This window comes from Pseudomonas sp. R45(2017) (assembly GCF_002112305.1).
In the GTDB taxonomy this organism is placed as follows: domain Bacteria; phylum Pseudomonadota; class Gammaproteobacteria; order Pseudomonadales; family Pseudomonadaceae; genus Aquipseudomonas; species Aquipseudomonas paraglycinae.
Genome location: NZ_NEHH01000008.1, coordinates 346844 through 367077, shown reverse-complemented (window position 1 = coordinate 367077; position 20234 = coordinate 346844). Strand labels below are relative to the sequence as shown.

Sequence of the window (20234 nt, the reverse complement as noted above, 5' to 3'; positions counted from 1 at the left end):
GATGACTTTGAGGCTCAGCCGGTTACACACCCTTGCGGAGTCTTTCCGGCAAAACTGTCCACCAGGCTCGCCACAACCATCTCGCCCATGCGGGTGCGGGTCTGCAGGGTCGCGCTGGCGCGGTGCGGTTGCAGCACCACCTGTTCCTGGGCAAACAAGGCTTCAGGAACGTTGGGCTCATCGACGAAAACATCCAGCGCCGCACCCGCGATCTCACCGGCCGTCAGGGCCGCCACCAGATCGGTTTCGTTGACCAGTTTTCCCCGGGCGACGTTGATCAGGTAGCCGCCCTTGCCCAGGGCCTGCAGCACGGAGGCATCGATGATGGCTTCGGCCTTGTCGGCGGCCGCCGCGAGAATCAGCGCATCACTGTCGCGGGCCAATTGCTTGAGGTCGGCGATGAAGGTGTGGCTGATATCGCTCATCGGTTGCAGGTCGGTGTAACTGATCGGACAGCCAAACGCGGCAGCGCGAGTGGCGACCGCTCGGCCCACCCGGCCCATGCCCACGATGCCGATCCGCATGCCGGACACCTGACGTGCCAGCGGCAGCGGTGCAAGCGGCGTCGGGCTCTGCGGCCACTGGCCCGAGCGCACGTAACGGTCACTGGTACACAACCCACGGCACACGGCGATCAGCAAGCCGATGGCCAGGTCGGCCACGTCTTCGGTCAGAGCCCCGATGGTCGCCGTCACGCGGATCCCGCGATCCCGGGCGTAGGCCAGGTCGACCGCATCGGTGCCGACACCGTTGACCGCCACCACTTCCAGTTTGGGCAGTTGCGCCATCAACGCCTGACTGATGCCCGTGTGGCCACCGGTGATCACGCCGCGAATGTTGGCGCCGTGTTCCTGCAAATACGCCGCTTTGTCGGCCTGCTCGAAATAACGCCTGATCGTGAACAGTTCGCCGAGACGGGCATTGATTTGCGGAATCAGGATCGGGCTCAACTGCAAGACTTCTGGCTTCATGTAAACCTCACTTACGCAATAAAAAAGCCGGCTCAACCACGGCCGGCAAACGGCATGGCAGTCGCCATGACGGTCATGTTCAGGACGTTGGCCGACAGGGGCAGACCGGCGATGTAGCGCACGGCGTCGGCGACATGCTTGACGTCGACCATCGGCTCCACGGCGATGCTGCCGTTGGCCTGGCGCACGCCTTTGGTCATGCGCACCGACATTTCGGTCAAGGCATTGCCGATGTCGATCTGGCTGCAGGCGATATTGAATTCCCGACCATCCAGCGCCAGGGATTTGGTCAGCCCCAGCACCGCGTGTTTGCTGGCGGTGTACGCGCTACTGAAAGGACGCGGGGTGTGAGCCGAAATCGAACCGTTGTTGATGATGCGTCCGCCCTGTGGCTGCTGCCGGCGCATGAGCCCGAACGCGCCACGGGCGCAGAGAAAAACCCCGTTGAGGTTGGTGTCGATCACGTTTCGCCACTGCTCGAACGTCAGTTCGTCCAGCGGCACGGCGGGGGCATTGACCCCGGCGTTGTTGAAGACCACGTCCAGGCGTCCGTAGACTTCGGCAATGGTTGCAAACAGCTGATCGACACTGGCCGGGTCGCGTACATCGGTGGGCACCGCTAGCGCTTCGTTTCCTTCGCTGGCCGCCAGATCGACCAACGCGTGCAAGGGTTCGGGCCGGCGTCCGGCCAGCACCAGGGTGTATCCGTCGGCCAGCAGGCCCAAGGCTACGGAACGGCCGATCCCGCTGCCGGCGCCGGTCACCAGGGCAACTTTCAAGGATTGAGTGTCAGACATTTTGTTGTTCTCCTTTTTCTAATCACTTAAGGTCAGACTCAAGGCCGTGGGCCGACGCGCATTTCGAGTTGGCCAATGCCGTCGATCCCGGCGCTGATGACGTCGCCGGGTTGCAAGACATCGACGCCAGCGGGGCTGCCGGTCATGATCAGGTCGCCGGCCTTGAGTGTTACGGATTGCGAGATGCGGCTGATGACTTCACTCACCGACCAGATCTGGCTGTCGAGACGATCGCGCTGGCGTTCTTCACCGTTCACGCTCAACCATAATTCCCCTTCGAGCCGACCGGCCCGAGTGACCGGCACAATGGCGGTCATCGGTGCGGCGCCGTCAAACACCTTGGCACCTTCCCATGGCAAACCGTCGCGCTTGGCCAGGCGCTGTACGTCACGACGGGTCAGATCCAGCCCGGCGGCGTAGCCCCAGACATAGGCCAGCGCCTGGCTCTCGGGAATCTGCGCGCCGCCTTCGCCGATGGCCACGACCAGTTCGATTTCATGGGCGAACTCTTCGGTCAGTGACGGGAAGATCACTTCGCCGGCAGCGTCCACCACAGTGCTGGCCGGTTTCATGAAGAACACCGGTGGCTGACGCGGTTGGCCCAGGGTGTCCGGCCACGGGTAGTTGCGGCCGACGCAGAACACGCGTCCGACGGGAAAGCGTTGCTCGCTGCCGACAACCGGCAAGGTCACTGGCAGATCCGGGGTAAAGACGTATTCGGTCATGTTCATCCTGCTGCAAGTCCTGTTTGAAAGGTAAGCGTACGGCGACAGTCGCTGGCGAAGTTGGACGAAAGCCGCTTCCAATTGGAGAAAACAGTTGTTCTGGCTTCAGCGCGTTTTCAACTCGATGCGGTACAGGCGACCGAGCAGCAATGAGTAGGAGAGAGTGCCGATCAGCGCCACGGCGCCTATGAACCAGAACGCCCAGGCGAACGAGCCGGTGGCGTGGACGATGGCGCCGATCACGATCGGGGTCACAATGCCGCCGATGTTGGCGGCCAGGCTGGTGATCCCGCCGGTCAGCCCGATCAGTTCCTTGGGCGCCACCTCCGACACCGCCGCCCACGAGGACGACGCGATGCCCTGCGCGAAGAAGGCAATGGTCAGCACGGCGATGCAGATGACGTTCGAGTCGGTGAAGTTCACCAGCACGATCGACATGCCCAGCATCGACCCGACTACCAGCGGCAGTTTCCGGGCGAAAGACATTGAATAGCCACGACGGATCAACAGGTCGGAGACGATGCCGGCGAGCAGGATGCCGACCGTTGCGCCCACGAAGGGCATCACGGCAAAGATCCCGGCCTTGATCGTGGTCAGATGGCGTTCTTCAATCAGATAGGTCGGGAACCAGGTGAGGAAGAAGTACAGCGCCGAGGTGCTGGCGAACTTGCCGATACAAATGGCCCAGACCTGGCGATAGCTGAACAGCTCGGCGATCTGACGCCAGTTGAAACGGGTGCGTTCCTGGCTGCTCTTGACCAGTCCGCCACCGGCCTCGATGTATTTCAACTCTTCTTTGCTGACCTTCTTGCAGTTCAGCGGATCGCGATACAGATACAGCCACAGCGCACCGAAGACGATGCCGAGCGCGCCAGTGCTGTAGAAGACATGGCGCCAGTCAAAGGTTGTGGCCAGCCACAGCAGGGCACCGGTAAACAGTGCCGTGCCCAGGTATTGCCCGCAGACGTAAATGCTGCTGGCCAGGCCCCGTTCCCGCGCCGGGAACCACACGGTTACCGCACGGCTGTTGGCCGGAAACGCCGGCGCTTCCATCGCCCCGACGGCCAGGCGCAGGCCGAACAGCGAAGCGAATCCCGTGGCGAAGCCTTGAAACACCGTGACGGTCGACCAACTGATCAGTGAAACCCCGTAGGTGAAGCGTGAGCCGAAGCGGTCGGCGATAAATCCGGCCGGCACCAGAGCGAGTGCGTAGGTCCAGGCAAAGGCAGAGAAGATCAGCCCCATTTCGATCTTGTCCAGGCCCAGGTCCTTGGCCATGAACGGGGCGGCGATCGAGATGTTCACCCGGTCGATGTAATTGATGATCGTCGCAATCAGCAGCAGCGAGAGCATGAACCAGCGTCGGCGCGTCGGCAGCCGCCGGGAAGAGACGGCGTCCCTGTCGCCGGCAATCAACGGCGGGGCGGTGGTGGGGGAGGTGTGTGAATTCGACATGAGTGGACCTCGTTATTGTTAGAAGTGTCGAGTTGTTTGCGGACAGCCGACGCCGTTGCCCGCTGTTCGGGGGCAAGGCAATCGAAGTTGAAACCAATGGCAAAAACGGCCAGGGTCAGACGTTCAGGGACGTCTTCCGGCTGGCATCGTCGGTAAAGGGTGGGGAGGGGCGGCGGGGAGCAATAGCGGATTCATGACGTGCGCACCTTCTGTTGTTTTTGAAAGAGGTTGGGCGTGGGAAATACAGTGGTCGTACAACCTCTTGAAATCAATCAAGGTGTTAGATCATTTTTTCCGGAGAAGGGCGCGTCGGATAAACCTGTCCAAAAAAAGTCCACACAGTAAATTTTCCATATGCTCTCTGCTTTGTTTTCTATCCGACTGTTTTTAAAAGGAAAAAATACTGAATTTGCGGTCGCGTTTTTTGGACAGTGATCATTGGCAGTGGCGGTGTAGAAAAAACACTGAGTCTGGCGTCGTCGTATGACTGCTTGAAGGGTCGGCGACGAACCTTCAAGATGAGCCACGCCGATAACTCGGTAACGCCAGGAAAACCTGCCCAAGTAACCTGTCGAGGATTCTCAAGAAATGACGTCACAATGCCGTGTGCCCACCTACGTCATGCAGCAACGCAGCGAGATGATGGATTTCTACATTCGTGACAAGAAAGGTCGCCGCGCCGAGACTGGCCCGCACCGACACGAATACTTCCAGATCCAGATCAACCTCGGCGGCGACACGGTGCAGCACATAGGCAACGCGGTTCGTCCGTTTCCGCGTAACGCACTGGCATTCATCCTGCCGCACCGTGTGCATGTCATCCCGCATCCGGCGGACAGCAATTTCATGGTGATCAACTTTTCCCAGACCTTTCTGTTGCCGCATTTGCAGTGCGACCCAATGGATCTGGAGGAGGTATCGATTCTCCTGGCGCCCGAACTGTCGCCGTTTCGCTTTCAGGAGCATCTGGATTTCATTCTGGGGAATGAGGATTTCAACGAGGTCTGTGGCCTGATCGAACAGATGCGCAGGCTGGACGAGAATCGTCAGTTCGGTACGCGCGAAGTGCTCAAGGGATTGCTGCTGCAACTGGTGGGCAAGGTGTGCGTCCTGTATGCCGAACCGCTCAAACGCCTGGCGGAAGAAAACGCAGCACAGGCCAGTCGACGGGATGCACTGAGCCGGATGTTCGAGTACCTGCGCAAGAATATTGCCGACCCCGATCTCAATCTGATCAAGGTGGCGGCGGCGACCTACCTGTCACCGACTTACCTCACGCACTGGCTGCGCAAGGAAATCGGCAAGACCTTCACCGAGCTGGTGCTGGAACGCAGAATGCACGCGGCGCGCAATTACCTGCTCAATGGAGCCCGGCCAGTGGGCGAGGTGGCGAGGCTGTGTGGTTTTGCGGATGAAGCTTATTTCTCCCGGCGCTTTCGCCAGATCCACGGCCAGCCACCTGGACAGTTCCGCCGTCGGCAATTGGACCCCGACACCCCGCAGTCACCTGTAGATGCCTGATCGGCTAATGCGACGAAACATAAACCGAGGCCGACGTCGGCGCAGGCAACGCATACGTTGCCTTCATCCACTCGATCTCCGCTTGCGGCGTTCGGCCGAAGAACCGTTTGAACTCGCGGCTGAATTGCGAAGCGCTTTCATAGCCGACACTGAACGCCGCCGCTGACGCGGTCATGGCATGGCGCAATATCAAAAGTCGCGCCTGATGCAGGCGTGTCGACTTCAGGTATTGCATGGGCGAGGCGTCCGTCACGCTGCGAAAGTGCAGGTGAAAACTGGGCACGCTCATGCTCGCTTCGCGGGCCAGTTGCTCGACGTCCAGGCGCTCCTGATAGCTGCTGTGGATCTTGCGGATCGCCCGCGTCACCTTGCCGAAGTGTCCCTGTCGATTGAGTGCGGCGCGCATCGAGCCGCCTTGTTCGCCGGTCAGGATGCGGTAATAGATTTCCCGCAACAGAGCTGGCCCCAATATCTGTGCCTCACCCTCAATACTCACGGCTTCGAGAAAGCGCAGCGTCGATGCGCGCAGGCGGTCGTCCATCGGCGAGGCGAACATGCCCTTGGGTAGCGCATCACTCGGGCCGTGAATCTCATCCACTTGCGGCATCAACTCGCTGGCCACCTGGAAATCGAGTTGCATATAGATCGCGAGCATTGGCTCGTCCTCAGAGGCATCGGTCTCCATGGTGAAGGGGATCGGAACCGACACCACCAGATAGTGCTGGGCGTCATACACGTAGACGTCATCGCCCAGATACCCGCGCTTCTGGCCCTGACAGAGAATCACGATGCCGGGGTCGTACAGCACCGGCGTGCGGGTCAGTGGCCGGTTCGAGCGCAGGAAGCGCACGCCCTCCAGCGCGCTGAGGTTGTAGCCCTCGACCGGTGCCAGCGTTTCCATGAGCTGCACCATGCGCGAAGTGCTTGGGTCGGCCTGTTTCATCGGGTTCTCTCTGTGGGCCGTTCAATGGTCGGTGGAACGGGTCAGCGCTTCCCATTGATCGATCTCGCTGGCGGCGCGTTTCAGCTTGTCGCGCACCAGGCTCAATGCATCGCTGCCGAGCAACAGATGCGCCGGTGGAGCAGGGCTGGCGATGATCTGCAACATCGCCTGCGCCGCTTTGCGCGGATCACCGAGTTGCTTGCCGCTTTTGTCTTCGCGGGCCTTGCGCACCGGATCGAAACTGGCGTCATAGTCGGCGATGCTGCGGGGCGTGCGCTGCATCGAACGGCCGGCCCAGTCGGTCCGAAATGAACCCGGTGCGACGGCGGTCACGAAGATATTGAACGGCGCCAGTTCCTTGCTCAGGGTATCGGAGATACCTTCGAGCGCAAACTTGCTGCCGCAGTAGTACGCGATACCCGGCATGGTGATTGTGCCGCCCATCGACGTGATATTGAGAATATGACCCGCCCGCCGCTGGCGAAAGAACGGCACAAACGCCTTGGTCACCGCGACCGCGCCGAACACATTCACGTCGAACTGGCGGCGCATGTCCTCCAGCGGCGACTCTTCGAAAATGCCTTCGTGGCCGTAGCCGGCGTTGTTGACCAGCACATCGACCGGACCGTGGGTCGCTTCGACGGTCGCCACGACGCCTTCGATGCGGTCGAAGTCCGTGACGTCCAGCAGCACGCCGTACGCATTATCGATAGAAAGAGCCTGAAAGGCTTGCAGATCGGCTTCGTTGCGCACGGTGCCGATGACGCGGTGGCCGGCATCCAGCGCTTCCTTGGCCAGCGCGTGGCCGAAGCCGCTGCTGACGCCGGTGATGAAGAGGGTTTTGGTGGTGGTCATGACGGGCTCCAGTTAATCCGGTTTCAGCTCATGGTATCCATCGAAGAAACACTCACCTATGTCGGTTTGTCTTTGATCATTGCCTATTCCTATCAACGGCGCGACAAACGGCCAATGAGCTTTTTGCGTTGCTCCAGGCATCCAGGCTGGAACAGACCGCAACCGCTGATATCCTGCGCAACAACCGCCGATGAGCCAGGACGAAATGAAGACATCAACCCGTTGGCCCGCAGACGATAACGAGTTGGCGCAATTGCGCGCGTTCAACCGCAAGCTTGCCCGGCTGCCGCGCTTTCGCATCCGCAATCGCATCACCCCACGGGCGATTCAGTTGTTGTTGCGCCTAAGCCAATTGGGCGGCGCAAGAAAGTTGCTCAAGCACGGGCTTAAGGCCGAACGAAAAGTGGTGGGTGTCGACGGCGCGTCAGTGCCGGTGCGGATTATTCGGCCAAATACAAAGGCCAAAGGCGTAGTGCTGGATTTCCATGGCGGCGGCTGGGTCATCGGCAACGCGCAGATGAACGACCCCCTCAACATCGCCATGGTGAAAGCCTGCGACGTGGCAGTGGTCTCGGTCGACTATCGGCTTGTGGTCTCGACTCCGATCGAGGGCGTCATGCAGGACTGCCTCACGGCGGCCCGCTGGCTGTTGAGCGATGACTGCCGCGAGTTTGCGAACCTGCCCGTCATCGTCGTGGGCGAGTCGGCAGGCGGCCATCTCGCCGCCGCGACCCTGTTGCAACTCAAACAGTGGGCGGACCTGCTCGAACGGGTGAGCGGGGCGCTGTTGTATTACGGCGTCTACGACCTGACCGGAACCCCCAGCGTACGCAACGCCGGGCCCGATACCTTGCTGCTGGACGGGCCGGGTATGGTTGAAGCGCTGCAAATGCTCACGCCGGGGTTGAACGATGAAGAACGCCGGCAGGCGCCGTTGTCACCGCTGTACGGTGACTTCACCGGTTTTCCGCCAGCGTTGATGTTTGCTGCGCAACTGGATCCGCTCAGGGATGACACGCTTGAGTTGGCTGAGCGTTGGGGTAGAGCGGCGGAAGTGGAGGTGCATCTGTTGCCGGAAACCGCACATGGGGTGATTCATTTTCCGCTGGGGTTGGCGGGGAAAGTGCTTGGGTATAGTCGTGCGTGGGTTGCGGGGCGGCTTGTTGAGGGGTGAGCCATCGACCCTCACTCAGCCGCCACCTTGAATTGCTCGAGAATAAGTTCAGCCAATGTCCTGACAGGCTCGGTGAAACTTCGCCGAGGCCTGTGCACCAGTCCGATATCACGATGGAAGGTGTGTTGGCCGAGATCAAGCGCCCGCACACCTGACGGCCATTGCTGATGGGTGGCCGTCTGCGGCACGAGCGCGACCCCTACGCCATTTTCCACCAGCCTGATGATGGCCTCCAGCTCATCCAGCTCAGAGACTTCACGCAAAGTGAAATGCATCTGTCGCAGGAAACGATCGACCTGCCTGCCGCCGAAGGAGGAGCGGTCATAGCGAATGAACGGCAGGCTTGAGAGCAGTTCGATCCAGTCTTCTCCCGGTACGTCCTTGGGCACGATCAGACGGTAGGGTTCAAGCGCCAGCGTGGTCCAGCGCAGATCGCTTTGAAGCGAGAAGGGCGGCCGAATGATCGCTGCCATGTCGATTTCGCCGGTGTCCACCAGATTCACCAGCTCCATGGAAAGACCGGGCACGACACGCGTTCGGCATTCCGGGCACTGCTGGTGGAACCTGGCGAGTGCGTCCGGGAGAAACGATCGCTGGACTGAGGCGATTGCGCCGACGTTGACCAGAATGCTGGTGGAAAGACCGACGGTGGTCGATCCCAGGTTGTCGTAAAGACGAAGCAGGTCCTGCGCCTGAAGCAGGACTTGCTGGCCCATCCTGTTGAGGTGGGCCGAGCGTCCTTTTCTGTCGAATATTTCAAAGCCGAGCTCGGCTTCCAGACGTTGAATCTGGGCGCTCACCGCCGCCTGGGTGAGGCCGATCCGGTTGCCGGCAGCCGCGAAAGTGCCTTCCCGGGCGACGGCAATGAGGGTCTTGAGTTCTTTGATCATTCACAAATATTAGTTGTGTTTCTGAGAAATATATATTGATTTTTTTGCTGTCAGTGTCGCCCTACGATGTGCTCACCAACCACAAAAACCGTATCGGAGTCCTGATGAGCCTTTCGCCATTCCACCTCGCCATCCCCGTGTACAACCTGGCTGCAGCCCGCACTTTTTACGGTGAGGTCTTCGGCCTGGAAGAGGGTCGTTCCAGCAACCAATGGGTCGACTTCAACTTTTACGGGCATCAACTGGTGATTCACGAACACCCGAAAACCGACTCTCAGCAAAGCGTTCACAGCAACCCGGTCGACGGGCACGACGTTCCTGTTCCTCACTTCGGCATCATCCTGGGATGGGAAGAGTGGGAAGCGCTGGCAGAGCGCCTCAAGTCTTTCGGTACCGAATTTGTGATCGAACCTTACATTCGATTCAAAGGACAGGTTGGCGAGCAAGCCACCATGTTCCTGTTCGACCCTTGCGGCAATGCCCTCGAATTCAAGGCCTTCAAGGATATGAGCCAGCTCTTCGCCAAGTAAGAAACGCAATGGCACAACGGCGTTGTGCCATTTGATCTCAAGTGAGCTGGAAGCTCATGACTCTAGCAACTGCCGATTGATGCAGTCCTTTCATTCCAACAAGAAGGCTAGACATGAAACGTATTCCCCTGGTGTGGCAAATCGTTGCCGGGCTGTTGCTTGGCGTGCTCGTTGGTTGGTACTTCAATACCCATCCGCAGTATCAGTCGTGGGTCAGTACGGAGATCCTGAAACCGCTTGGCGATATCTTCATCAAGATGATGAAGATGGTGGTCGTGCCTATCGTGTTCTGTTGCATGATCCTGGGTATCGCCGGAGGCGGGGATAACAAGTCGTTCGGCCGGATGGGCATCAAGTCGCTGGGCTATTTCTTTGCGATCACCGGCCTGGCCATCGTGATCGGCCTGTGTTTCGCGAACCTCTTCGAACCCGGTACGGGCACCGATATTTCGGGCATCGCACACGGTGCTGCCGCCATCACGATGGAGCCTTCGAAGGGCGCGCTCGTGATTGTGCAAAACATCGTTCCGGATAACGTTCTGGTGGCGATGTCCGAGGCGAAGTTGCTTTCTGTGCTGTTCTTCGCGGTGTTGTTCGGTGTCGCGCTCAACGCATTGCCCAGGGAGAAAAGTGCACCTGTGGTTGCGCTGGTCCAAGGCATTTCAGATGCGATGTTCAGGATCGTCTCGATCGTCATGGCCTATGCCCCGATAGGGGTGTTCGGCATGATCGGTGCGACCGTCGCGACCTTCGGTTTTGCCTCGTTGTTGCCCCTGCTCAAGTTGATTGGTGTGGTTTATCTGGCGCTGATCGTCTTCGCATTGGTAGTGCTCGGAGGAATCAGTTACCTGATCGGCGAGAACATCTTCAAGTTGATCAGGTATTTCCGCGACGAGTTGATTCTTGCGTTCTCCAGTGCTGCCTCTGCAGCGGTCATGCCGCAGTTGATGAGCAAGCTGGAGAACTACGGCGTACCACGGCGCATTGTCAGTTTTGTGGTGCCAGTGGGGTACGCGTTCAACCTCGATGGCGCGTCGATCTTCCTCGGCGTGGCGACAATTTTCATCGCCCAGCTTTATGGAATCGATCTGTCGCTTTCTCAGGAAATCCTGCTGGTGGTGACCATGGTGCTGACCTCCAAAGGTGCTGCCGGGGTGCCTGGATTCGCCATCGTCATCCTGTCGGCCACGTTGGCGTCTGCCGGTCTCCCGCTGGAGGGCGTGGCACTGATCGCCGGTATCTTCAGGATTATCGACAGCGGCACCACCACCCTGAATGTGTTGGGCAATGCGATCGCGCCCCTGGTGATCGCCAAATGGGAGAGGGTGACTCTTGAGCCTTCGCGCACCCGCCCGGACGTACAAAAGGCCTGACGATCACAAGGAGCACTGACGGTGCTGCACGAGTAAACGCCTGCTGATGTACAGGCGATTTTTTTCATCAAGTTACTAGACGACCGGTCTGATATTGAAGGTATGCAACATGATTGATAACAGTCGCAACACGGATCTTTTTTCTCCCATGCAAATGGGCGCCCTGCAATTGGCCAACCGGATTGTCATGGCGCCCGTGACTCGCAGCCGGATGGCTGAAGACGGCGTTCCGAACGAACTGCACGCGACTTACTACGCACAGCGCGCGAGTGCCGGCTTGATCATTGCCGAAGCGACAAACATTTCGGCGCAGGGGCGTGGCTATGCCATGACGCCGGGGATCTGGTCGGACGCGCAGGTGGCGGGCTGGAGAAAAGTCACGGACGCCGTCCATGCCGCAGGTGGCAGGATTGTCAGCCAGTTGTGGCACGTGGGGCGTTTTTCCAGCGTCGAGTTACAGCCCGACGGTGCCGCTCCCGTTGCGCCCTCGGCGATCAAGGCAGAAGGCAGCACCTACACCGAGAACGGCTTTGTCGAAGTGTCGATGCCCCGAGCGCTGGAGACGTCGGAGATTCCCGGCATCATCGAGCAATACAAGCGCGCCGCTGAAAATGCCAGGCGTGCCGGTTTCGATGGGGTGGAGGTTCATTCGGCGAACAGCTATCTGCTCGACCAGTTTCTGCGTGACTCGACCAATCAGCGCACTGACCGGTACGGCGGCACCATTGAGAACCGCGCCCGACTGACGCTTGAAGTCACTGAAGCGGTGATTTCGATCTGGGGCAGTGACCGCGTCGGCATCCGTCTTTCGCCGGTCACGCCCGATGCCGGAAACACGCCTCCCGACAGCAATGTCATGGCGACTTACGGATATCTGATTCAGCAGCTCAACCGGCTCAATCTGGCCTATCTGCACTTCGTCGAAGGCGCCACCGCGACTTCGCGAACGGTTCCTGATGGCGTTGATATGGATGCATTGAGCGCGCAGTTCGAAGGCCCCTTCATCGGCAATAACAACTACGACCTCGAGATGGCACTGAAGCGCCGGGCACAGGGCCGGATTGACGCGGTGGCGTTCGGGCGCCTGTTCATTTCCAACCCCGACCTCGTGGAGCGCCTGCGTCGGGGCACCGAACTGACCATCGCGCCACGCGAGAGCTACTACGGCGGCGGCGCCAAGGGCTACACCGACTGGCCAACGGCTGACCATTGATGTGTGCGCCCTGAACCGGATCGGCGCAGGGCGGCTTGATTGAAAAAACATTCACAGCAAACAGGAGTTCATCATGAGTCATCCAACTTACGTGCAGGAATACAACGCAATCGTCGAAGTGCTCAGCCAGTACAACGAAGGGGGAGCAAAGGCTGACAGCGCCTTGATGAAGCCCGCGTTCAATGCGCAGGCGACCATGTTCGGGGTTGACGACGGCAAGCTCGTCGGCGGCGCGATCCAGAATCTGTATGACGTCATCGACAGCGCGTTTCGTCCATCTCCTGAAGCCGAAGCCGCGATCGTCCGCATCGACATCGTCGACACGGCCGCGAGTGCCCGGGTCGATACCGACAACGTGTCGGGGTTCCGTTTCACCGACTTCTTCAACCTGCTGAAGGTAGACGGCAAGTGGACGATCGTCAGCAAGATCTACCACACCCACCCGAGCGCCTGAGCCCTCGTCTTCTGCCCCGGCAGTACCGGGGCAGCACCGTTTACGCCTGATCCATCGCCTCGGCCACGCCCTGATCCTCACCCAGAAACCCGCCACTCTGATGCTGCCACAACCGCGCATAGGTGCCGTTTTTCGCCAGCAGTTCGGTGTGGGTGCCTTGCTCGATGATCCGTCCCTCATCCATGACAATCAGTCGGTCCATCGCCGCAATCGTCGACAGTCGATGCGCAATCGCGATCACGGTCTTGCCCTGCATCATTTCATCGAGGCTTTCCTGAATGGCGACTTCGACTTCTGAATCCAGGGCGCTGGTAGCTTCGTCCAGTAGAAGAATCGGCGCGTTCTTGAGCATTACCCGGGCGATGGCGATCCGTTGGCGCTGGCCACCGGAAAGCTTGATGCCGCGTTCGCCCACCAGCGTGTCATAGCCGGTGTGGCCCTGGCGGTCGCTGAGCTGGTTGATGAAGCCGGCGGCCTGAGCATTGGCCGCCGCGCGCTGGATCTGTTCGTCGGTCGCGTCCGGTCGGCCGTAGGCGATGTTGTCGCGAATCGAGCGGTGCAGCAGGGACGTGTCCTGAGTGACCATGCCGATCGCGCTGCGCAGGCTGTCCTGGGTCACCTGTGCAATGTTTTGCCCGTCGATGCGAATCTCGCCACGGTCCACATCATAGAAGCGCAGCAGCAGGTTGATCAGCGTGGATTTGCCGGCGCCGGAGCGGCCCACCAGACCGATTTTCTCGCCCGGCTGGATGCTCAGGCTCAAGCCGTCGAGCACCTGGCGTTCGCCGTTGTAGTTGAAGCTGACGTTGTCGAATTCCACGGCGCCGCCGGAAGGTACCAGCACGCCGGCGTCCGGCGCGTCCTGCACCTTGGGGCCACGGGTCAGGGTATCCATGCCGTCCTGCACGGTGCCGATGTTTTCGAACAGCGACGTCATCTGCCACATGATCCAGTGCGACATGCCGTTGATGCGCAACGCCATGGCCGTGATCGCCGCCACCGCCCCGGTGCCGACTTCGCCCTGATGCCAAAGCCACAAGGCATAGCCGCCGGCGCCCATGATCAGCCCGACCACCAGCGCCTGATTGACGATCTCGAACTGGCTGACCAGACGCATCTGGCGGAAACCGGTCTGCTTGAAATCCTCCATTGCCGCCCGCGCAAAATGCGCTTCACGTTTGGAGTGGGAGAACAGTTTCACCGTGGTGATGTTGGTGTAGGCGTCCGAAACCCGGCCCGTCATCGACGACCGCGCATGGGCCTGCTCTTGTCCGACCTGGCCCAGGCGCGGTACGAAATACAGCATCGCCAGCCCGAACAGCGCGACCCAGGCAATGAACGGCAGCATGAGTTTCAGGGCGAAGCCGCCGGCCAGGGCGATGATCGCAATGAAATAGACGCCAATGCCCGGTGCGATCTCGATGACGGTGAACAGCACTTCGCGCACGGCCAGTGCGGTCTGCATCACCTTGGTCGTGACCCGGCCGGAGAACTCATCGGAGAAGAACGAAAGGCTCTGCCGCAGCATCAGCCGATGAAAATCCCAGCGCAGGCGCAGCGGCAGATTGATCGCCAACACCTGGTGCTGAACCATCGTGCGCAACGCCACCAGCCCGACGCTGGTCAGCAGCACGATGCCGATGCCCCACAGCACACGGCTCTCTTGCCCGTTCACGTCGCCGCCGGCCTGCCAGGTCGAGAGCAGGTCCACGACCTGACCCAGAAAGGAAAACAACCAGGCTTCGTAGATCGACACACCGGCACTAAGCAGCGCCAGCGCGAGGATATAACCGCGAGCGCCACGGGTGCAGGCCCACAGGAATCGCGCCAGACCGACCGGCGGTGGCGGCGCTTCGTCGGGCGGGAAGGGGTCGAGCCGTTGTTCAAACAGGCGAAGCATTGGGGGTCTCCGAAATCATCAGTTGCGGGGATTCTGCCACTTATCGATCACATTGAGGGGCCGCAGGTTCAGTGCGTGATCTTTTGAGGGAAAACCCTCATTGTTGTAACGCTGACGCCTTACTAGCATGAACTCCGACGTTGACCCACTCGATGGAGAGCACCATGGCTACCACGCAGACTGACGACAAGCGCCCAACCCCCGATCCGGCCGAGGACAACGCGTTTTTCCCCTCGCCGTATTCCCTCAGCCAGTTCACTTCGCCCAAATCCGATCTCAGTGATGCCGAGTACCCCAACCGTTACAAGGGCGGGCGCTGGAAGGTTCTGATGATCGGTGCGGACGAGCGCTATCTGTTGACCGACAACGGCACGATGTTCTCCACGGGCAATCACCCGGTTGAAACGCTGCTGCCGATGTATCACCTGGACAAGGCCGGTTTCGGCTTCGATGTCGCGACGCTGTCGGGCAATCCGGTCAAGTTCGAATTCTGGGCCATGCCCTCCGAAGACGCCGAAGTGAAGGGCTTCTACGAGCAATACCGCGATCAGTTCAAGCGTCCGCTCAAGCTGTCCCAGGTGATCGAAGAAGCGCTGGGCGAAGACTCGGACTACATCGGCGTGTTCATTCCCGGCGGGCACGGCGCGCTGATCGGCCTGCCGGAAAGCGAGGACGTGAAGAAAGTCCTGCAATGGGCCGTCGCCAAGGACAAATTCGTCATTACTCTGTGCCACGGCCCGGCGGCGCTGCTGGCGGCCGGCCTCGGCGAAACAAAAGATTCATGCATCTTCAATGGCTACCGGATCTGCGCGTTTCCCGATGCCCTGGACGCGACAACCCCTGACATCGGTTACATGCCCGGCCACCTGACCTGGAAGTTCGGCGAGCAGTTGCAGGCGCTCGGTGTGGAAATCACCAATCAGGGTATTTCCGGGGCCACGCTTCAGGATCGCAAGTTGCTGACCGGTGACAGTCCGCTGGCGGGCAACGCACTGGGCAAACTGGCGGCGGCCGCGCTCCTGAAAGAGGTCACGTCGGGGTGAACTCCGGACCTGCCGAGGCACTCTTGCGCGCCGCCCTCGACATCGAGGCGGCGCCCACGCTAGTGGCGATCCATAAGGCCGTTCGCGGTTTCGCCGGGGCCTATGGTTACGATCGGTTCGTCCTGTTCTCCGCCACCTCGGCGTCGGAGGACGTGGTCGAGCGCATTTACTGGGTGGAAGGCGACTGGTTTGGTGATGGCACTGGCGTCGACGCCGAGACCTACGTTCAGCGCTGCCCAGTGACTCGCCACCTGTTGGACGCCCCCGAATCGTTCTTCTGGAGCAAGGTGCAGGAGGAGAGCGGCGAACTCTATCGGGTGGTTCGCTTGCCAAGCGGGCCGGGCGTGCATGGATTACAGATTCCGGTCTTCGGCCCGCAGGGGCTTGAAGGCGCCATGAGCCTGGGTGGCGAACAGATCGATGCTTCTGCGCGGACTCGACTGGCGCTGGGCATGCTCGCCTCGGTGGCGTTTTACGCTGCACGACGCTTGCTCGAAGCGCCGCTGGACGAGACGGCCGGAAAACTCTCGACCCGTGAGCGCGAAGTGCTGGCGTGGGTCGCTGCCGGTCGGCGGCAGGCCGACATCGCTGCCACCCTCGGTCTGTCCGGGCGCACGGTGGAAAATCACCTGCGTTCGGCCCGTCGGCATCTCGGCGTGGCCACCACCGCTCAGGCCATCAAAATTGCCATTCGCAAAGGGGAAATAAAGGGGTGAGGTTCTCACTCTGCCGGTGCCGTGCTTGAACGACCATGCAAAACTCCTATCATGCAAAGGGCCTGCGCCGGCTGTCTGTAACTGGCGCCGCCCCCTACGTTTTTTAGAGAGATCGATCCTCGTGGAGTCTTTTCCGGACGCATTGCACGAATCCCTCACGACCCAATTCATTTTCGGTCCGTTCTGTGTCGTTCCAGGTAAACGGCTGCTGACCCGCAACGGGGTGGCGGTCGAGATCGGCGGGCGGGCGCTGGATCTGCTGATCGCCCTGCTCGAGCAACCGGGACGCGTGCTGTCCAAGTACGACCTGATCGACAAGGTATGGCCCGACAGCGTAGTGGCCGAAGGCAGCCTGCGCTTTCATATGACCGGCCTGCGGCGGATTCTCGGCGATGGCGAGGAGCAGGCGCGTTACATCGCGACCCAGGTGGGCGTGGGTTATGCCTTCGTCGCACCGCTGGAAAGAAAACAGGCCGCTGTGCAACCGGCGCCCATCGTGACCCGAGCCATCGAGGGCGTGTGCAGTCTGCCGCCCCGGGCCAAACTGATCGGCCGAGAAACCGATCTGCAACTGGTCATCGACCACATGCAGCAACCGAGGCTGTTCACCATCGTCGGCCCCGGCGGCGTCGGCAAGACCAGCCTGGCCATCGAAGTGGCGCACCGCATCGCCGCCCAGGGCTACGAGCGCGTCAGCTTCGTCGATCTGGCGCAAGTGGAAGACTGCGCGCTGGTGCCGTCGGCGCTGGCCCGATCGCTGGACATCCCGGTGCAGGCGGAAGACCCGCTGTTCGTCCTGCTCGCGCATTTGCGCGAGCAGCGGCTGATGCTGGTGATCGACAACTGCGAACATCTGATCGACGCGGTGTCGACCCTCCTGGAACAGATCAGCGACACCGCGCCGGATGTTGGTGTTCTGGCGACCAGTCGCGAACCGCTGCGGGTGCGTGGCGAATACGTGCACTGGCTCAATCCGCTGGAATTTCCCCGTGAGCCGCAACACCTTTGCGTTAAAGAATTGCTGGCATTCCCGGCCATCAAGCTGTTTGTCGAACGCGCATCGTCGAGCAATGCGGCGCTGTTGCTGGAAGCGGACGGAGGGCAAATGATTGCGGACATTTGCCAGCGGCTGGAGGGCATGGCGCTGCCGATCGAACTGGCGGCGATGCGGGTCGCCAGCCACGGATTGAAGGCCACCCACGCGCTGCTCGGCGAGCGCTTCTCCCTGGGCTGGTCGGGGCGCAGGACCGCCGTTCCCCGCCATCAGACCCTGCGCGCCATGCTCGATTGGAGTTATGACCTGCTGTCGCTGCAAGAGCGCCTGGCGCTGGAGCGGTTTTCGGTCTTCGTCGGGCCGTTCTCCCAGGAAGCTGCCGTTCAGGTGGTTGCCGAATCGCAACACGAAAGCGCCACGGCGGCCGCGATCCTCGATGATCTGGTGTGCAAGGGACTGGTCACAGTCGATCACAGCGACTCGACGGATTCGTATCGCTTGCTGGAGATGACGCGCGCCTACGCCCGGGAGAAATTGACGGCGCGGGGAGAGGCCGAGGTCAATGCGCTGGCGTTCCGGCACGCGGCGTTTTACATGGATCTGCTCGGCCATTTGGGGCCTTCTCCCGAGGAGATTTTCCGTCATTCGGCGCGTCTGGCCAGCCAGTTGGGCAACGTTCGCGGTGCGCTGGAATGGAGCTTCGGCCCCCACGGTGATCCGGGTCTGGCGTTGCCGCTGGCGGCCGCGAGCGCGCCGTTGTTTCTGCATTTTTCATTGCTGGTCGAGTGCCGAACCTGGTGTTCCCGGGCAGTGGAACTGCTGGAACTGGGGTACTATGGCACGCCCACCGAAATGGAACTGCAAGCCGCGCTCGGTCTGGTGCTGATGTTCACCCGGGGCAACAGTGAGGCCGCCGAAAAAGCCTTGCTCCGGGCGCAGGACATTGCCGTCGCGTTGAACGACTACGGCTCACAGCTGAGGCTGCTGGGCCGCTTGCAGATCTTCTACGAGCGCATCGGTGATTTCCCTTCGTCGCTGGCCTGGGCCGAGCAGGCAGCCGTGGTCGGCAACATCCTCAACGAGCCCGCCGCCATCGCGATTGCTTCATCGCTGACGGGCATCTCCCATCATCTGCTCGGCAATCAGCGTCTGGCCCGCCAAGAACTGGAAAGCTCATTGCGCAACAGCTTGCCGTCCCATCCCAGCAATACGATTTACTACGGCTTCGATCACCGCAATCGCACGGGGCTGGCGCTGGCGCGTTCACTCTGGCTGCAGGGCTATCCCGATCAGGCCCGGCGCTGGGTCGAGCAGATCGAGGCCGAAGCGTCGGCGCTGCAGCATCCGGTCACCTACTGCATCGCCATGGTCTGGATCTTGTGCATCTATATCTGGACCGGTGATCTGGCGAAGGCAGCTGCGAGCCTCGAACGATTCAGCGCCATCGCCGAAACCAACGCACTCGGCCCCTATATTGCCGCCTGCCACGGGTTGCGCGCGGCGATCGCCATCCGCGCCGAGGAGCCGGGGGATGCAGTTGCCATGCTGGAAGAAAGTCTGGCGCGGTTGCGGGGCATGCGTTACGAACTGCTCACGACCTCATTCGAAATCGCACTGGCCGAAGGCCTGATGCTGGTGGGCGAACACCCAAAGGCACTGACTCTGGTCGAAGGCACGATCGATCACTGCCGGCGAAGCGGTGATGCCTTTGCACTGCCGGAGTTGCTGCGAATCAAGGCCGGTATTCTCAAGGTCATCCAGGCCGATGATGTTCAGGCCATGCTGGCGGTTCTTGAGGATTCCATTGCGCTGAGCCGCGAGCAGGGCGCCTGGGCGTGGGAGTTGCGGTCATCGATGGATCTGGCCCGGTTCTGGCTTGAACAGGGTCAACCGGATCAGGCCCGGACGTTGCTCGGTGCCTGCCGCGAGCGCGCTTCGGAAGGCTTTGACAGCCTTGATCTGCGTCGGCTGGAAAGCTTCTGGCAGAGCCTGCCCGCTACTCCGGCGTAATCAGGGCGGCCATTTTCACCAGATCCGCCAGCGAGCGGGCCTTCATCTTGCGCATTACCTTGCCGCGATGGGCCTTGACGGTGATTTCGCTGATGTTGAGGTCGGCGGCAATCAGTTTGTTCAGCCGCCCGCTGACCACCGATGCCATGATCTCCTGCTCGCGGGGCGTCAGGGTCTTGTACGCCTCGAGCAGTGAGCGCAGGTTCTTTTCTCCCTCCAGCGCCACACGACTGCTTTGCAGCGCATCGGCCATGGCGGCAAGGATCACATCGTCATTGAACGGTTTGGTCAGAAACTCCACCGCGCCGGCCTTCAAGGCCCGCACCGTGCGCGGAATATCGCCGTAGCCGGTGATGAAGATGATCGGCATGTTGTGGCGTTCGTCGGCCAGGGCGGTCTGCAGATCCAGGCCGCTCAGGTCGGGCAGATTGATGTCCAGCACCAGACAACTGGGCACCAGCGCCCGGGGTGCGTCGAGAAAATCCTGCGCGGACTCGAACAGCCGTGGCTGCCATCCGGCAAAGCGGATCATCAGCTCCAGCGACTCGCGCACGGAAATGTCGTCATCGACAACGAATACGACGGGCGTGACATCACTCATCGGTAATGCTCCACGGGAAGGGGCGATTGCGTTGTTCGCGTTCAACATGTCGATTCCTTGTTCTGTTCG

General features: G+C 60.7%; 18 protein-coding genes. 9 read left to right on the top strand and 9 right to left on the bottom strand.

The window, feature by feature from the left end:
* Positions 1 to 14: 14 nt before the first annotated feature.
* The 4 genes from CAF74_RS20455 to CAF74_RS20440 all read right to left on the bottom strand — a co-directional run bounded on the left by CAF74_RS20455 (position 15) and on the right by CAF74_RS20440 (position 3948).
* Entirely contained in the window at positions 15 to 971 is a 957-nt protein-coding gene (locus tag CAF74_RS20455; RefSeq protein ID WP_085747564.1) for a 2-hydroxyacid dehydrogenase, read from the bottom strand.
* A 32-nt stretch (positions 972 to 1003) separates the two neighbouring features.
* Entirely contained in the window at positions 1004 to 1768 is a 765-nt protein-coding gene (locus CAF74_RS20450) for an SDR family oxidoreductase (protein ID WP_085747563.1), read from the bottom strand.
* A gap of 38 nt (positions 1769 to 1806) precedes the next feature.
* On the bottom strand, positions 1807 to 2499 hold the full coding sequence (locus CAF74_RS20445; protein ID WP_085747562.1) for a fumarylacetoacetate hydrolase family protein: 693 nt from the start codon (positions 2497 to 2499) through the stop codon (positions 1807 to 1809).
* 99 nt (positions 2500 to 2598) lie between these two features.
* Positions 2599 to 3948, bottom strand: coding sequence for an MFS transporter (locus CAF74_RS20440; RefSeq protein ID WP_085747561.1), 1350 nt, complete (start codon positions 3946 to 3948; stop codon positions 2599 to 2601).
* Positions 3949 to 4536: 588 nt separating this feature from the next.
* Here CAF74_RS20440 and CAF74_RS20435 point away from each other — a divergent pair.
* Entirely contained in the window at positions 4537 to 5469 is a 933-nt protein-coding gene (locus CAF74_RS20435) for an AraC family transcriptional regulator (protein ID WP_085747560.1), read from the top strand.
* Between the two features lie 4 nt (positions 5470 to 5473).
* On the opposite strand, the gene CAF74_RS20430 is transcribed toward CAF74_RS20435, so the two are convergent.
* Positions 5474 to 6412: an AraC family transcriptional regulator gene (locus CAF74_RS20430; protein WP_085747559.1), complete on the bottom strand. Its 939-nt coding sequence runs from the start codon at positions 6410 to 6412 to the stop codon at positions 5474 to 5476.
* Positions 6413 to 6433: 21 nt separating this feature from the next.
* Positions 6434 to 7267, bottom strand: coding sequence for an oxidoreductase (locus CAF74_RS20425; RefSeq protein WP_085747558.1), 834 nt, complete (start codon positions 7265 to 7267; stop codon positions 6434 to 6436).
* Between the two features lie 205 nt (positions 7268 to 7472).
* Here CAF74_RS20425 and CAF74_RS20420 point away from each other — a divergent pair, with 205 nt between their 5' ends.
* The gene (locus tag CAF74_RS20420; protein WP_139832926.1) at positions 7473 to 8441 is read left to right on the top strand and encodes an alpha/beta hydrolase; all 969 of its coding nucleotides are present in this window, start codon (positions 7473 to 7475) and stop codon (positions 8439 to 8441) included.
* Positions 8442 to 8452: 11 nt separating this feature from the next.
* Here the strand turns inward: CAF74_RS20420 and CAF74_RS20415 are convergent, their stop codons facing one another.
* Positions 8453 to 9331: a LysR family transcriptional regulator gene (locus tag CAF74_RS20415; RefSeq protein ID WP_085747556.1), complete on the bottom strand. Its 879-nt coding sequence runs from the start codon at positions 9329 to 9331 to the stop codon at positions 8453 to 8455.
* A gap of 104 nt (positions 9332 to 9435) precedes the next feature.
* Between CAF74_RS20415 and CAF74_RS20410 the strand changes: the two genes are divergently transcribed.
* The 4 genes from CAF74_RS20410 (at position 9436) to CAF74_RS20395 (ending at position 12901) form a co-directional block, all read left to right on the top strand.
* Positions 9436 to 9861, top strand: coding sequence for a VOC family protein (locus CAF74_RS20410; protein ID WP_085747586.1), 426 nt, complete (start codon positions 9436 to 9438; stop codon positions 9859 to 9861).
* A 113-nt stretch (positions 9862 to 9974) separates the two neighbouring features.
* Entirely contained in the window at positions 9975 to 11234 is a 1260-nt protein-coding gene (locus CAF74_RS20405; RefSeq protein WP_039771015.1) for a cation:dicarboxylate symporter family transporter, read from the top strand.
* 109 nt (positions 11235 to 11343) lie between these two features.
* Positions 11344 to 12447 carry an alkene reductase gene (locus CAF74_RS20400; RefSeq protein WP_085747555.1) on the top strand — a complete coding sequence of 368 codons (1104 nt, stop codon included), beginning with the start codon at positions 11344 to 11346 and terminating at the stop codon, positions 12445 to 12447.
* Positions 12448 to 12520: 73 nt separating this feature from the next.
* Complete coding sequence (locus CAF74_RS20395) at positions 12521 to 12901, top strand: nuclear transport factor 2 family protein (protein WP_085747554.1); 381 nt, start codon at positions 12521 to 12523, stop codon at positions 12899 to 12901.
* A 40-nt stretch (positions 12902 to 12941) separates the two neighbouring features.
* Here the strand turns inward: CAF74_RS20395 and CAF74_RS20390 are convergent, their stop codons facing one another.
* Positions 12942 to 14801: an ABC transporter ATP-binding protein gene (locus tag CAF74_RS20390; RefSeq protein ID WP_085747553.1), complete on the bottom strand. Its 1860-nt coding sequence runs from the start codon at positions 14799 to 14801 to the stop codon at positions 12942 to 12944.
* Between the two features lie 164 nt (positions 14802 to 14965).
* Between CAF74_RS20390 and hchA the strand changes: the two genes are divergently transcribed.
* The 3 genes from hchA (at position 14966) to CAF74_RS20375 (ending at position 19564) form a co-directional block, all read left to right on the top strand.
* Positions 14966 to 15844, top strand: coding sequence for a glyoxalase III HchA (gene hchA, locus CAF74_RS20385; RefSeq protein WP_085747552.1), 879 nt, complete (start codon positions 14966 to 14968; stop codon positions 15842 to 15844).
* A complete protein-coding gene (locus tag CAF74_RS20380; protein ID WP_085747551.1) occupies positions 15841 to 16560 on the top strand; it encodes a PA1136 family autoinducer-binding transcriptional regulator in 720 nt (239 codons plus the stop codon). The genes hchA and CAF74_RS20380 overlap by 4 nt, the downstream gene beginning before the upstream one ends.
* A gap of 121 nt (positions 16561 to 16681) precedes the next feature.
* Complete coding sequence (locus CAF74_RS20375) at positions 16682 to 19564, top strand: winged helix-turn-helix domain-containing protein (protein WP_085747550.1); 2883 nt, start codon at positions 16682 to 16684, stop codon at positions 19562 to 19564.
* Here CAF74_RS20375 and CAF74_RS20370 read toward each other — a convergent pair.
* Positions 19551 to 20165, bottom strand: coding sequence for a response regulator transcription factor (locus CAF74_RS20370; protein ID WP_085747549.1), 615 nt, complete (start codon positions 20163 to 20165; stop codon positions 19551 to 19553). The two genes, CAF74_RS20375 and CAF74_RS20370, sit on opposite strands and share 14 nt — an antisense overlap.
* Between the last annotated feature and the right edge of the window lie 69 nt (positions 20166 to 20234).